General features: G+C 67.4%; 14 protein-coding genes and 1 tRNA gene. All 15 read left to right on the top strand.

Annotation, left to right across the window (positions count from 1 at the left end):
• Positions 1 to 58: 58 nt before the first annotated feature.
• The 15 genes from dxs to FRZ32_RS01160 all read left to right on the top strand — a co-directional run bounded on the left by dxs (position 59) and on the right by FRZ32_RS01160 (position 12,811).
• A complete protein-coding gene (gene dxs / locus FRZ32_RS01230; RefSeq protein WP_147041784.1) occupies positions 59 to 1,987 on the top strand; it encodes a 1-deoxy-D-xylulose-5-phosphate synthase in 1,929 nt (642 codons plus the stop codon).
• Positions 1,988 to 2,052: 65 nt separating this feature from the next.
• Positions 2,053 to 2,457, top strand: a complete 405-nt coding sequence (locus FRZ32_RS01225) for a hypothetical protein (protein WP_147041783.1) — start codon at positions 2,053 to 2,055, stop codon at positions 2,455 to 2,457.
• A gap of 4 nt (positions 2,458 to 2,461) precedes the next feature.
• Positions 2,462 to 3,196 (top strand): TlyA family RNA methyltransferase, encoded by a 735-nt coding sequence (locus tag FRZ32_RS01220; RefSeq protein ID WP_147041782.1) that lies wholly within the window; start codon positions 2,462 to 2,464, stop codon positions 3,194 to 3,196.
• 32 nt (positions 3,197 to 3,228) lie between these two features.
• Entirely contained in the window at positions 3,229 to 3,783 is a 555-nt protein-coding gene (locus FRZ32_RS01215; protein WP_147041781.1) for a TspO/MBR family protein, read from the top strand.
• A gap of 15 nt (positions 3,784 to 3,798) precedes the next feature.
• Positions 3,799 to 4,095, top strand: a complete 297-nt coding sequence (locus FRZ32_RS01210) for an accessory factor UbiK family protein (protein WP_147041780.1) — start codon at positions 3,799 to 3,801, stop codon at positions 4,093 to 4,095.
• Between the two features lie 108 nt (positions 4,096 to 4,203).
• Positions 4,204 to 4,713: a type III secretion system chaperone family protein gene (locus FRZ32_RS01205; protein ID WP_147041779.1), complete on the top strand. Its 510-nt coding sequence runs from the start codon at positions 4,204 to 4,206 to the stop codon at positions 4,711 to 4,713.
• Between the two features lie 9 nt (positions 4,714 to 4,722).
• Positions 4,723 to 5,541: a pyrroline-5-carboxylate reductase family protein gene (locus tag FRZ32_RS01200; RefSeq protein WP_147041778.1), complete on the top strand. Its 819-nt coding sequence runs from the start codon at positions 4,723 to 4,725 to the stop codon at positions 5,539 to 5,541.
• Between the two features lie 75 nt (positions 5,542 to 5,616).
• Positions 5,617 to 6,699 carry a branched-chain amino acid aminotransferase gene (locus FRZ32_RS01195; protein ID WP_205008231.1) on the top strand — a complete coding sequence of 361 codons (1,083 nt, stop codon included), beginning with the start codon at positions 5,617 to 5,619 and terminating at the stop codon, positions 6,697 to 6,699.
• 76 nt (positions 6,700 to 6,775) lie between these two features.
• Positions 6,776 to 6,850, top strand: a tRNA-Gln gene (locus FRZ32_RS01190).
• A gap of 125 nt (positions 6,851 to 6,975) precedes the next feature.
• Positions 6,976 to 7,680 (top strand): class II aldolase/adducin family protein, encoded by a 705-nt coding sequence (locus tag FRZ32_RS01185; RefSeq protein ID WP_147041776.1) that lies wholly within the window; start codon positions 6,976 to 6,978, stop codon positions 7,678 to 7,680.
• 119 nt (positions 7,681 to 7,799) lie between these two features.
• On the top strand, positions 7,800 to 8,735 hold the full coding sequence (locus FRZ32_RS01180) for a LysR family transcriptional regulator (protein ID WP_158635784.1): 936 nt from the start codon (positions 7,800 to 7,802) through the stop codon (positions 8,733 to 8,735).
• A 109-nt stretch (positions 8,736 to 8,844) separates the two neighbouring features.
• On the top strand, positions 8,845 to 10,128 hold the full coding sequence (locus tag FRZ32_RS01175; protein WP_243445326.1) for a flavin-dependent oxidoreductase: 1,284 nt from the start codon (positions 8,845 to 8,847) through the stop codon (positions 10,126 to 10,128).
• A gap of 221 nt (positions 10,129 to 10,349) precedes the next feature.
• Entirely contained in the window at positions 10,350 to 10,973 is a 624-nt protein-coding gene (locus FRZ32_RS01170) for a TetR/AcrR family transcriptional regulator (RefSeq protein ID WP_158635783.1), read from the top strand.
• A 1-nt stretch (position 10,974) separates the two neighbouring features.
• Positions 10,975 to 11,838, top strand: coding sequence for a fumarylacetoacetate hydrolase family protein (locus tag FRZ32_RS01165; protein WP_147041773.1), 864 nt, complete (start codon positions 10,975 to 10,977; stop codon positions 11,836 to 11,838).
• Positions 11,822 to 12,811 (top strand): ornithine cyclodeaminase family protein, encoded by a 990-nt coding sequence (locus FRZ32_RS01160; protein WP_147041772.1) that lies wholly within the window; start codon positions 11,822 to 11,824, stop codon positions 12,809 to 12,811. Before FRZ32_RS01165 ends, FRZ32_RS01160 begins: the two co-directional genes overlap by 17 nt.
• Positions 12,812 to 12,819: the final 8 nt, after the last annotated feature.

Genomic DNA, 12,819 nt, shown 5'->3' with positions numbered 1-12,819 from the left:
TCCATGTTCGACTCCGCGCCGCGCATCCCCTATGTGGGGGAATTGCATTGGGGACTGTATGAACGATCGACCCGAAACGCCGCTTCTCGATCGCGTGGCGACGCCCGAGGATCTGCGCAAACTTGACCGTGGCGAGCTGCGCCAGTTGGCCGATGAGCTCCGCGCCGAGACGATCTCGGCGGTTTCGAGCACCGGGGGGCATCTGGGCGCCGGGCTTGGCGTCGTCGAGCTCACCGTGGCCCTCCATTATGTCTTCGACACCCCCGATGATCGGCTCATCTGGGACGTCGGCCACCAGGCCTATCCGCACAAGATCATCACCGGCCGTCGCGACCGGATCCGCACGCTGCGGCAGGGCGGGGGCCTCTCCGGCTTCACCAAGCGCTCGGAGAGCGAGTACGACCCGTTCGGGGCGGCGCACAGCTCGACGTCGATCTCGGCCGCGCTCGGCTTTGCGGTCGCCAACAAGCTGTCCGGCGCGCCCGGCAAGGCGATCGCGGTCATCGGGGACGGCGCGATGAGCGCCGGCATGGCCTATGAGGCGATGAACAATGCGGCGCAGGCCGGCAACCGCCTGATCGTCATCCTCAACGACAACGACATGTCGATCGCGCCGCCGGTCGGCGGGCTCTCGCACTATCTCGCGCGCCTCGTCAGCTCGAACAAATATCTCTCGGTCCGCCATCTCGCCCAGCGCTTCGCCCGCAAGCTGCCCGAGCCGCTGCACAAGGCGGCGCGCAAGGCCGAGGAATATGCGCGAACGATGGTGACCGGCGGAACGCTGTTCGAGGAACTGGGCTTCTATTATGTCGGCCCCGTGGACGGGCACGATGTCGAGCGGCTCGTCGACATCCTCGAAAATGTCCGCGATGCCGAGGTCGGGCCGATGCTGGTCCATGTCGTCACCAAGAAGGGCAAGGGCTATGCCCCGGCCGAGGCGGCGGCCGACAAATATCACGGCGTCGTCAAGTTCGATGTCGTCACCGGCAAGCAGGACAAGGGCCCGGGCGGCGGCCCGCCGGCCTATCAGAACGTCTTCGGCGAGACGCTGGCGAAACTCGCCGAGAGCGACCCGAAGATCTGCGCGGTCACCGCGGCGATGCCGTCCGGAACCGGGGTGGACAAGTTCGCGGCTGCCCATCCCGACCGCGCCTTCGACGTCGGCATCGCCGAGCAGCATGCCGTCACCTTCGCGGCGGGGCTGGCGGCGCAGGGGATGCGCCCGTTCGTCGCGATCTATTCGACCTTCCTGCAGCGCGCCTATGACCAGGTCGTCCACGACGTCGCGATCCAGAACCTGCCGGTGCGCTTCGCGATGGATCGCGCCGGGCTGGTCGGCGCCGACGGCGCGACCCATGCCGGAAGCTTCGATCTCGCTTATCTGTGCACATTGCCCAATTTCACCGTAATGGCTGCCGCCGATGAGGCCGAGCTCGCCCATATGGTGAAAACCATGGAGGAGCATGACAGCGGCCCGATCGCGGTCCGTTACCCTCGCGGCAATGGCGTCGGGGTCCCCCTGCCAGAGACGCCCGAAGTGCTGGAAATCGGCAAGGGACGTGTCGTCCGCGAGGGCAGACAAGTCGCGATCCTGTCGCTCGGCACCCGCCTTGCCGAGGCGCTCAAGGCGGCCGACCGGCTCGACGCGCAGGGCCTGTCGACCACCGTCGCGGACCTGCGCTTCGCCAAGCCGCTGGACGAGGAGCTGATCCGTCGCCTGCTCGCGACCCACGAGGTCGCCGTGACGATCGAGGAGGCCGCGATCGGCGGCTTCGGCGCCCACGTCCTGACGCTCGCCAGCGACGCCGGCCTGATCGACGCCGGCCTCAAGCTGCGCACGATGCGCCTGCCCGACACGTTCCAGGACCAGGACAAGCCCGAGAAGCAATATGCCGAAGCGGGGCTCGACGCGGACGGCATCGTCGAGACCGTTCTCAAGGCATTGCGGCACAACAGCGCCGGCGTGGTCGAAGGGGCGCGCGCCTGAGCGACGAGGGGGAATTGTCGCCGGACGGTCTCACGCGGGTGCGCTGGGAGGTGAACCCACAGCGGATGAGCCACGAGACCTGGACCCCGACGATCGAGGACGCAGCGACGGGAAAGGCGATCCTGAGCCTCGCCGACAACGGCTTCGACGGGCGACCCGCCTGGACGAAGGGCGGTGGCTTTCGCATGTATCTGCGCCACTATTGGCGCGCCGGCGCGCTTGACCTGACCGTCGATCGCGCCGCCGGGAGCTTCCGTTTCGGCGACGGACCGGCCGAACCGCTCGATATGCTGAGCGCGCGTGTCGAGGCCGAATTCGTCCGGATGGACGCCGAGGCGCGTCGTAACCCGCCGGTGCGCCCCACGATCGGCCCTTCAAGATCGACGCTGCTGTGGCGCTGGATCGCCATCTTCTGCGGAGTCGCGGCCTTTTTCGTTGCTTTTGTGTCTTTCGCTTTCTGGCGGCGGTGATCCCATGGCGAAGGCGCGCGCCGATCAGCTGCTCGTCGATCGCGGCCTCGCCGAGAGCCGCGCGAAGGCGCAGGCGCTGATCCTCGCCGGGCTGGTCTTTTCGGGCGAGCGCAAGATCGAGAAGGCGGGGCAGTCGCTCGCGCCGGATGCGCCGCTGGAGGTGCGCGGTCGCGATCATCCCTGGGTCTCGCGCGGGGGGATCAAGCTGGCGCACGGGCTCGAACATTTCGGTTGGGACGTGACCGGCGCGGTGGCGCTCGATGTCGGCAGCTCGACCGGCGGCTTCACCGACGTCCTGCTCCAGCGCGGCGCTGCGAAGGTGTTCGCGGTCGATGTCGGCACCAATCAGCTCGCCTGGAAGCTCCGCCAGGATTCGCGTGTCGTCGTCCACGAACAGACCAATGCACGCTATCTCACCGATGCGATCGTCACCGAGCCGGTGGATATCATCGTGTGCGACGCGAGCTTCATCAGTCTGGCAAAGGTGCTCGATACCGCACTCGATTTCGCGAAGCCCGGCGGCCGGCTCCTCGCCCTCGTCAAGCCGCAGTTTGAGGCCGAGCGGGGCGAGATCGGCAAGGGCGGCGTGGTCCGCGATCCGGCGGTGCACGAACGGGTCTGCGCCGCCTTCGCCGCCTGGCTGGAGGGACGCGGCTGGTCGGTGGCGGGGGTCACCCCAAGTCCCATCACGGGACCGGAGGGCAATGTCGAATTCCTCATCGCCGCGACGCGCGCTTGATCGCGGTCGCGCGAAGCCCTAGCCCGGGTGTCATGACCGGGATCGCCTCCAAATCGCAGCTGCGGATGAGCTTCCTGCGCTATGCCCTGATCTGCGTGCCGGCGCTCCTGCTGCTCGGCGCGCTTTCGGCGGCGTTCTCGGGGTCGAGCGCCGACAATAGCTGGTACATGGCGCTGCGAAAGCCGCCGCTGACCCCGCCGGGCTGGGTGTTCGGCGTCGTATGGACCTGTCTCTACATCCTGCTCGGCCTCGCCTTTGCGATGCTGCTCCACGCGAGGGGCGCCCACAAGCGCGGCCGGCTGATCGTCCTCTTCGTCGTCGGACTCCTCCTCAATTTCGCCTGGTCGCCGCTCTTCTTCCGTTTCCACGAGGTCACGGCCGCCCTGGTCGTCATCGCCGCGATGATCGTCATCACCATCGTTCTGGCGCATCGGCTCTGGACGATCCGCAAGCTCGCGGCGGCGATGATGCTGGTCTATCTCGCCTGGCTGATGTTCGCCGCGGCGCTCAACGAGGAGCTGCTGCGACTCAATCCCGGCGCGGAGGCGGTTGCGCCGGCGGCCTCGGCCACCAATATCCCGCTTTGAGAAGGAGGGCTTGCGATGCAATCCCAGAACAGGCTGTTCGACGATTTCGTCAAGGTGATGAACGGCGCGGCGGGCACGATCGCCGGCATGACCCGCGAGGCGCAGGCTTCGATGCAGGAGCGCGCGCGCGAGTGGATCGGCGGCCTAGACATGGTGAGCCGCGAGGAGTTCGAGGCGACGAAGGCGATCGCCGTGGCCGCCCGCGAGGAGGCCGAGGCGCTGAAGGCGCGGATCGCCGCACTGGAGGCCGCCGCGCGGGCGCCGTCCGCGCCAGCTGGAAAGGGCCGCGCCCGAAAAGGCGAGGGCGCCTGAAGACGCCCTGATTATCCACAATTTTCTGACCGGCCGTCACGGGCCTTCCTTGCGCTTTTTCCGGCGGAAAGGCAGTTAACGTGAACGAAAGCGGGCCGGGGACGCTTTATGCATATGGACGAATATGAGCTCGAACGGGAGGCCAGCGCCCCCATCGACATGCTCGAAACCTACTACCGGGCGCTCGGTTGGGAATATGAGCGCAGCGGCGAGGACGAGATCGTCTCGACCTTCCAGGGCAGCTGGACCCAGTATGAGCTGCGTAGCATCTGGCGCGCCGAGGATCAGGTGCTCCAGTTCCTCGCCCTTCCCGACATTCGCGTCGCCACGGAGAAGCGCGACGCCATTTACGAGACGATCGGCCTGATCAACGAACAGCTCTGGCTCGGCCATTTCGAGCTCTGGTCGGCCTCTGGCCTCGTCCTCTTCCGTCACGCGGCCCTGCTCGAAGGCGAGGATGGGGCGACGCTGAGCCTTCAGCAGGCGGAAACGCTGGTCGAAGCCGCGATCGAGGAATGCGAGCGCTTCTACCCGGTGTTCCAGTTCGTCCTGTGGGCCGACAAGACGCCGCAGGAAGCAATTGCCGCGGCGCTGATCGAAACCCAGGGCGAGGCTTAGGCCTTTCCGATGGCGGATCCGCTGCTGCCGGGGCCGCTCTGGTTCGTCGGTTGCGGCAATATGGGTTCGGCGATGCTCGACGGCTGGATCGCCGCCGGGATCGATCCGGCGCACGTGACCGTCATCCGGCCGAGCGGCCGGCCCGTCGGCCATGATGTGCGCGTCCTCACTGATTATCCCGAGGACGAGGTGCCGGCGATCGTGCTGCTGGCGATGAAGCCTTACCAGCTCGATGCGGTCGCGCCCGTGCTGACGCCGATCCTCGAGCCCGAGACGCTGCTCCTGTCGATCCTCGCTGGCGTCGAGATCGCGTCGCTGCGGACCCGCTTCGCTGCGCCGCGGACGATCCTTCGCGCGATGCCGAACCTTCCCGTCCGGTTGGGAAAGGGCGTGGTCAACCTCGCGGGGGAGGGCGCCGATCAGACGGCCCGCGCGCTCGCGACCGGGCTGATGGCGGCGCTCGGCCATGCCGAATGGTTCGACGACGAATCGCAGTTCGCGCTCGCCGGTCACCTGACGGGCGCGGGGCCGGCCTTCCTGTTTCGCTTCATCGACGCGCTGGCGGCCGCGGCCGAGACGCTCGGCCTGCCTTATGATCAGGCGGCCCGGCTCGCGCTCAGGATGGTCGAGGGCGCCGCGGCGCTGGCCGCCGCCTCGCCCGACGATCCCGAAGCGCTCGCGCGGCGGGTCGCAAGCCCGGGCGGCACCACCGAGGCGGGATTGAAGGTGCTCGACGAGGATCGCGCGCTCGCGGACCTGATGCTGCGCACGCTCGAGGCTTCGCGGCTTCGCGGGATCGAGATGGCGTTGGCGGCCCGCGAGGGATGACGCCAGGCATTTGACGCGCGCCTCGCGGCTGCCTAGTCGCTCTCGAAAATCTCTCGAATGACGCAGGACGTGACGATGTCGCTGACTTTCGTGGTCGAACCGAATGCCCATCCGCTCTCCGCCGCGCAGCGCGCGGACTTGCTCGTCGATCCCGGTTTCGGGCGGGTCTTCACCGATCATATGGCGATCGTGCGCTACAGCACCGACAAGGGCTGGCACGACGCACGCATCACGGCGCGCAGCCCGGTGACGCTCGAGCCGGCGGCCTCGGTCCTTCATTATGCGCAGGAAATTTTCGAAGGGCTGAAGGCCTATCGGCGCCCACAGGGCGCGGCGCTGTTCCGGCCGGACGCCAATGCGCGCCGCTTCCGTGCCTCGGCGCGCCGCCTGGCGATGCCGGAATTGCCGGAGGAGCTGTTCCTCGAATCGGTTCGTGCGCTCGTCAAGGCGGATATCGACTGGATCCCGCAGGACGAGGACGGCGCTCTCTACCTGCGCCCGTTCATGTTCGCGAGCGAGGTCTTCCTCGGCGTGAAGCCGGCCTCCGAATATCTCTACATCGTCATGGCCTCGTCGGTCGGCCGTTATTTCAAGGGTGGGCCGCGCGCCGTCTCCCTCTGGGTGACGCGCGAATATACCCGCGCGGCGCCGGGCGGGACCGGCGCGGCCAAATGCGGCGGCAATTACGCCGCGAGCCTTGCCGCGCAGGCCGATGCGATCAGCCGCGGCTGCGATCAGGTGGTCTTCCTCGACGCGGCGGAGCGCCGCTGGATCGAGGAACTCGGCGGCATGAACATCTTCTTCGTGTTCGACGACGGATCGATCGCGACACCGCCCCTCGACGGGACGATCCTTCCCGGCGTCACTCGCGATTCGATCCTCACCCTCGCGCGCGACGCCGGCATCGCCGCGCGCGAGGAGCGTTATTCGATTGAACAGTGGCAGGCAGATGCCGCCAGCGGCCGACTGACCGAAGCCTTTGCCTGCGGCACCGCCGCGGTCGTCACGCCGATCGGCAGGGTCCAGGGCGAGGGGATCGATTTCACGATCAACGGCGAGAGGGTGGGGCCGACGACGCAGCGCATTCGCGAGGCTTTGGTCGCGATCCAGCGCGGCACCGCCCCCGATCCGCACGACTGGGTCGAGGAGTTGGCCTGAAACCGCGGACGGAGAGGGGAATCTCCCCCTTCCCAGGATTGCGGGCAAGGCTATAAGCCCGCCCTTCACCGCCTGCTGGGGCGTCGCCAAGTGGTAAGGCACCGGTTTTTGGTACCGGCATTCGCAGGTTCGAATCCTGCCGCCCCAGCCAGCGCGGGTGTCTTGTGATCTTCGGTCGGTGCTGATCGAGGCCGACGCCTTCCCAGCTCAATAAAAAAAGCCTTGGCGGAGACTCGCCATCGGGGAAACGATGGGCCGCAACGAAGGGCATCGCGAATGCATGACGAGTTGGTTCTCGCGAACCGGATTCTGGCCCATGAGGGGATTGTCGATGCCTATGGGCATGTGAGCCTGCGCTGCCCGGGAGAGAGGACTTTCCTCCTCGCCCGCTCGCGCAGTCCGGCTTTGGTCTCTTCCGAGGATTTCATCGAATATGATTTCAACGGGACCCCGCTGAACGGCGACACCCGCGCCGGCTATGTCGAGCGGATGATCCATGCCGCCATCTATGCGGCGCGGGAGGATGTCGGCTCTATCGTCCACAGCCATGCGGCGCAGATCCTGCCCTTCACCATCGTCGACCGGCCTTTGGTGCCGGTGATCCATGTCGCCGGCATGATCGGCCCCAGCGTTCCCAAATGGGATATTGCCGACCGTTTCGGTGAGACCGACCTTCTCGTCCGGACGATCGAACAGGGCGCGGACCTCGCCCGGCGACTGGGCGAAGGGAATTGCGCGCTGATGCGCGGCCATGGCGCGGTGGTCACCGGCCGGTCGCTCAAGGAAGCGGTGCTTCGGTCGATCTTCCTCCACATGAACGCCGCTGCCCAGCTTCAGGCGGCGAGCCTCGGCGCCTGCAAGGCGCTGAGCGAGGCGGAGGCGCGCCTGTCGGAAGAGGCCCATGTGGCCGGGCATGTCCTCGATCGGGCCTGGGACTATTTCGCCGCCCGGGCCCAGGGGGGCGAGGGGACGGCGAGCTAGACGCAAATTGTCTAGCTCGCCGTCGATACGGCCCAAAGTTTCTCTCGATCTTCCGCCGTGGCTGCGCGACAATGGCGGCAGGCCACGGCATCAATGCCGGCCGTGATGGAGAGGCTCTGATGCGCATTCGGGATCTCGAATGCTATATCCGCGTCTGCGAGGTCGGCAGCATCAATCGCGCCGCCAGCGATCTCAACATCGCCCAGCCGGCCCTCGGGCTGATCCTGAAGCGGATGGAACATGAATTCGGCGCGCAGCTCTTCGTGCGCCACGCGCGCGGCGTCACGACCACTGGCCAGGGCGATGAGGTGTGCCGCTGGGCGCGCGAAGTGATCGAGGGCCATCGCCGGATGCGCGAGCGGCTCGCCCATCACTGGCCCCGCGAGCTGCGCATCGGCCTGCCGCCGAGCGCGGCTTCGCTGCTTGCGGTGAACCTGCCCGCGGCCTCGCAGCGCTGGATGCCGGGGACGGAGGTCCACCTGCTCGAGGAATCGAGCCATGTGCTCGTCGAATATGTCGCCTCGAACGCGCTCGATCTCGCGCTCACCTTCCAGACGCCGGGCGGGGAGGGGCTCGAATCGCAGCCGGTGCTCGATCAGGCGCTTTACCTTGTCGGCGGCCCGGACGCCTTCGGCCCGCACGAGACGATCCGCTTCGCCAAGGCGCTCGATCGCGATCTGGTGATGAGCGCGATGCCGGCCTCGGTCCGCTTCGTCGTGGAGCGCGAGGCGGAAAAGATCGGGCTTCGGCCGCGCATCGTTCATGAGCTCAAGAGCCTGTCGCTGCTCAAGGAATTCGTCAGCCACGGCATGGGCGCCGCGATCCTCCCGCTGGGATCGATCGCGGAGGACCTGCGCGCCCGCAAGATTTCCGCCGCGCGCATCATCGATCCGGAGATCAGGCGCACGCTCTCGATCGTCCGCCGCCGCGCCGCCGCGTCCGACGATGCCGTCGAGGTCGCCGAGGCGCCGCTGCTGCGCTGCATCCGCAGCACCCTTCCAAAGGCGCTGCCCGAGGGGCTGATGGCGCCGCGCGCCGGCGACGCCATCCACTGATCCCCGGCGCCGCGCGCGCTCAAACGAAATTGTCTTGGACAGGCCGGGCCCGCCTGCCGATCCTTTCCGCAGATCACGACGGAGTGGAGAGGATCGCGTTTTGAACGGGGTGACGGGCAACGGACTGGATTCGGGCAATGACAACGGCGCGGCCGATGTGGTGATCATCGGCGGCGGCATCGGCGGCCTGACGCTTGCTCTGATGCTCCACCGCGCCGGCATTGCGTTTCGCGTCTATGAAGCCGTTCCCGAGCTTCGCGAGGTCGGCGTCGGCATCAATCTCCTGCCCCACGCCTCGCGCGAACTGATCGCGCTCGGGCTTGAGGCCGATCTGGCCCGGCACGCCATCATCACCCGCGAATCCTGCTTCTTCAATCGCTTCGGCCAGTTCATCCATCGCGAGCCGGTGGGCCGATATGCCGGCTATCCCTGGCCGCAATTCTCGATCCACCGGGCGGACCTGCACGATACGCTGCTGAAGGCGGTGATCGATCGCGTCGGCCCGGATCGCGTGCGCACCGGCTGGGCGTGCACTGGCGTCGAGCAGGACGAGGACGGAGTCACCGTCCATTTCAAGGATCGGCCCTCGCAGCGCGGCGCGATCGCGGTGGCCTGCGACGGCACGAAATCGGTCGTCCGCCGGCAATTCTTCCCCGATGAGGGCGCGCCCCTTTATTCGGGAATCAACATGTGGCGGGGCGTGACCGTCCAGGCGCCGTTCCTGACCGGGGCGAGCATGGTCAGGATCGGCTGGCTCAACACCGCCAAGCTGCTCGTCTATCCGATCCGCGACAATGTGGACGGCCAGGGCAACCAGCTCATCAACTGGGTCATGGACGTTGCCACCGCCGATTATCCGGCCGAGCAGGACTGGAACCAGGCAGGCGAGATCGGCGATTTCATCGACCGCGTCCGCGACTGGCGCTTCGGATGGCTCGACGTGCCGGAGATGTGCCGCAATGCCGAGCGCGTGCTTGAATATCCGATGGTCGACCGCGATCCGCTGCCGCGCTGGAGCCACGGACGGATCAGCCTGCTCGGCGATGCCGCGCATCCAATGTATCCGCGCGGGGCAAACGGATCGGCGCAGGCGATCCTCGATTGCGTCGCTCTTTCTCGCGAGCTCGGCAAGGGCGGCGATCCGGTCCAGGCGCTGGCCCGCTATGAGGCCGAGCGGCTGCCGGCCACGGCCAAGGTCGTCTTGACCAACCGCACCTCGCCGCCCGACGCGATCCTTCGCGAGGTGGCCGTCCGCACCGGCGACGCGCCCTTCCGCCGGATCGGCGACGTCATCAGCGAGCAGGAGATCCTGGAGCTTTCGTCGAGCTACGAGCGCGTCGCCGGCTATGACAAGGACACGCTCCGCGCCAAGGAAGAGGCGCCGACATGGTGAGGCCGGGCCGGGTGATTTCCCGCCAAGGCGTGCGCCTCGCCGCGCCTCTCCGCGTGCCGCCGCGTCGGCGCCGCTGGTCTGGGCAGATACATTCCATCCGGCCTGAACGTGTGGACAGGCAAGCGATTGATTCCTACGCTCTTCTCTTCGGCGGGCCGGACTGCGCGGCACAGTGCATCCCGAACCCCGCCGGGGGGAGAGGGAAGATGGAAAAAACAGGGATGAAGCGCGCTCGCCGCACGCAGGACGAGCGCAGCACCGCAACGCGTGAAGCGCTCGTCGCGGCCGCGATCGAGGTCGTCGCGGAGGTCGGCTATGCGAGCGCCACGACCAGCCTCATCGCTCGCCGCGCCAAGGTCTCGCGCGGGGCGCTCCAATATCATTTCGCATCGAAGGCGGATCTGACGGTCGCGATCATGGAGGCGATCGCGCTCGAGCTCAATTTCCGCTTCGATCTGGAGGCGTTGCGCCAGGCGCCGCTGCGCCGCCGGATCGAGGCGATGATCGAACATTATTGGGATGTGTTCCAGGGCCGGATGTTCCGCGCCGGTCTCAGCATCTGGGTGGTGCTCGCCGGCGATCCGGAGCTCGCCCGGCGGATCGAGGCGAGCATGCGGCTGGTGCGCGAGGGTATCGGATCGGTCTGGCACGACCTGTTCAGCGACGTCCGCTGCGCGCAGCGCGATCTCGACACGATCCTCCACATCGTGATGGCGACGATGCGCGGATCGGCGATCGCCTTCCTCGCCGGTCGTGCGGGCACCGATTTCGGCGCCGAGCGCCGCCAGCTCGCGGACATGGCGCTCCACGCCATGGAACGGCTGGTCGAGACGGAGGCCCGCTGACATGCGTCTTGCGACCATCCTCCACGCCGGAACGCAGCGCTGGGGCGTCGTCGACGGTCAGCAATTGTGGCCGCTCGACCATGTCTGGCCGGACCTTCGGACCGCGCTCGGCGATGGGCTCGATGCGATCCGCGCGGCGCTCGTTCAGGTGTCGGATGCGCTGCCGCTCGAAGAGGCGCGGCTTCTCCCGCCGATCCCGAACCCGGAAAAGATCCTGGCCATCGGCGTCAATTATCGCAGCCACCGCGAGGAAACGGGTCGCGAGGCGACGCCTTATCCGGCGATCTTCGTCCGCTTCCCCGATGCCCAGGTCGGCGACGGCGAGGCGATCGTGAAGCCGTTCCTTTCCGATCGGTTCGATTTCGAGGCCGAGCTTGCCGTGGTGATCGGGCGGGCGGGGCGGCACATTGCCGCTGCCGACGCCCTGGATCATGTCGCCGGCTATTCCTGTTTCGCCGACAATGCGGTCCGCGATTTCCAGCGTCACACCAACCAGGCGACGCCGGGCAAGAATTTCGATCGTAGCGGCGCATTCGGCCCGTGGCTGGTCACTGCCGATGAGATCGGCGATCCGGCGCAGCTTGAGCTGGTCGGCCGACTGAACGGCGAGGAGGTGCAGCGCAGCTCGGTCGGCCTGCTGATCTTCTCGGTGCCCGAGCTCATCGCCTATATCAGCAGCTTCACGACCCTGAAGCCGGGCGACGTGATCGCGACCGGGACGCCGGCGGGCGTCGGCATGAAGCGAACGCCGCCCTTGTTCATGAAGGCCGGCGACGTCTTCCAGGTCGAGATTTCCGGGATCGGCACGCTCACCACCCCCGTCATCGACGAGCAGAAGGGGGGCGCCGATGCTGTGGATCTCTGAGCCCGAAGTCTCCGAGTTGATCGACCTCGAAGATGCGATCGCGGCCGAGGAAAAGATGCTCGCGCTCGAGGCAAAAGGCGAGGCGACGAGCCTCCCCAAGGCGCTCGGCCAGTGGGAACGCCGGTCGATGCACGCGCTCGGATCGTTCGCGCCATCGGCGGGCCGCGCCGGTTTCAAGACATGGCTGCACACGCCCAACGGGGCGGGCACGATCTTCTCGCTGTTCAACACCGAAACCGGGGTGGTCGAGGCGGTGATCGAATCGGCGGTGATGAGCCAGCTGAGGACCGCCGCGATCTCCGGTGTCGCGACGAAGTGGCTGGCGCCCGCGATCGCCGATGAAATGGCGCTGGTCGGCACCGGCAAGCAGGCGATGCTGCAGGTCGCGGCGGTGGCCGCCGTCCGCCCGATCCGGCGGTTGCGGGTGTTCAGCCGGACCGAGGAGAATCGCAGGGCCTTCGTCGAGCGCGCCGCCAGCCTGTTCACCTTCGATGTCGAAGAGGCGCGCAGCATCGAGGCGGCAACCGACGGCGCCCAGATCGTGACCATCGTCACCCGCGCCAGGGAGCCCTTCTTTCCGGCGAGCGCGCTTTCGACCGGCGTCCATGTCAACGCCGTCGGGGCGATCCTTCGCGGCTTCGCGGAATTCCATCAGGACCTGTTCGATCGCGCGGGCCTCGTCGTCGTCGACAACATCGCCAACGCGCAATCGATCTCGACCGAGTTCATCGAGCGCTTCGGGCCCGGGCCGGACGGCTGGGACGAGGTGCGAAGCCTGAGCGACATCGTTGCCGCCGGCCGGCCGCGGCCGGCCGATCTCGACGTGTCGCTGTTCAAGTCGCTCGGCATGGGGGTCGCCGATCTCGCGCTTGCCAGCCTGATTTTCGAGCGCGCCGTGGCGCGCGGCGTTGGCCGTGAGATCGAGCGGATGGGACGCTCGACCGCGCGATGGCGCAGCGCGCGGCGACACTGACAAAAGAC

The sequence above is a fragment of the Sphingosinicella ginsenosidimutans genome (assembly GCF_007995055.1).
Lineage (GTDB): Bacteria > Pseudomonadota > Alphaproteobacteria > Sphingomonadales > Sphingomonadaceae > Allosphingosinicella > Allosphingosinicella ginsenosidimutans.
The sequence above is the reverse complement of the archived record's forward strand: the minus strand, read 5'-3'. Positions and strand labels throughout refer to the sequence as shown.

Coding starts and splice junctions, on each gene's coding strand:
- dxs (WP_147041784.1), top strand. CDS start 59: ATGAACGATCGACCCGAAACGCCGCTTCTCGATCGCGTGGCGACGCCC.
- FRZ32_RS01210 (WP_147041780.1), top strand. CDS start 3,799: ATGCAATCCCAGAACAGGCTGTTCGACGATTTCGTCAAGGTGATGAAC.
- FRZ32_RS01170 (WP_158635783.1), top strand. CDS start 10,350: ATGAAGCGCGCTCGCCGCACGCAGGACGAGCGCAGCACCGCAACGCGT.
- FRZ32_RS01185 (WP_147041776.1), top strand. CDS start 6,976: ATGCATGACGAGTTGGTTCTCGCGAACCGGATTCTGGCCCATGAGGGG.
- FRZ32_RS01215 (WP_147041781.1), top strand. CDS start 3,229: ATGACCGGGATCGCCTCCAAATCGCAGCTGCGGATGAGCTTCCTGCGC.
- FRZ32_RS01225 (WP_147041783.1), top strand. CDS start 2,053: ATGAGCCACGAGACCTGGACCCCGACGATCGAGGACGCAGCGACGGGA.
- FRZ32_RS01180 (WP_158635784.1), top strand. CDS start 7,800: ATGCGCATTCGGGATCTCGAATGCTATATCCGCGTCTGCGAGGTCGGC.
- FRZ32_RS01220 (WP_147041782.1), top strand. CDS start 2,462: ATGGCGAAGGCGCGCGCCGATCAGCTGCTCGTCGATCGCGGCCTCGCC.
- FRZ32_RS01205 (WP_147041779.1), top strand. CDS start 4,204: ATGCATATGGACGAATATGAGCTCGAACGGGAGGCCAGCGCCCCCATC.
- FRZ32_RS01195 (WP_205008231.1), top strand. CDS start 5,617: ATGTCGCTGACTTTCGTGGTCGAACCGAATGCCCATCCGCTCTCCGCC.
- FRZ32_RS01165 (WP_147041773.1), top strand. CDS start 10,975: ATGCGTCTTGCGACCATCCTCCACGCCGGAACGCAGCGCTGGGGCGTC.
- FRZ32_RS01160 (WP_147041772.1), top strand. CDS start 11,822: ATGCTGTGGATCTCTGAGCCCGAAGTCTCCGAGTTGATCGACCTCGAA.
- FRZ32_RS01200 (WP_147041778.1), top strand. CDS start 4,723: ATGGCGGATCCGCTGCTGCCGGGGCCGCTCTGGTTCGTCGGTTGCGGC.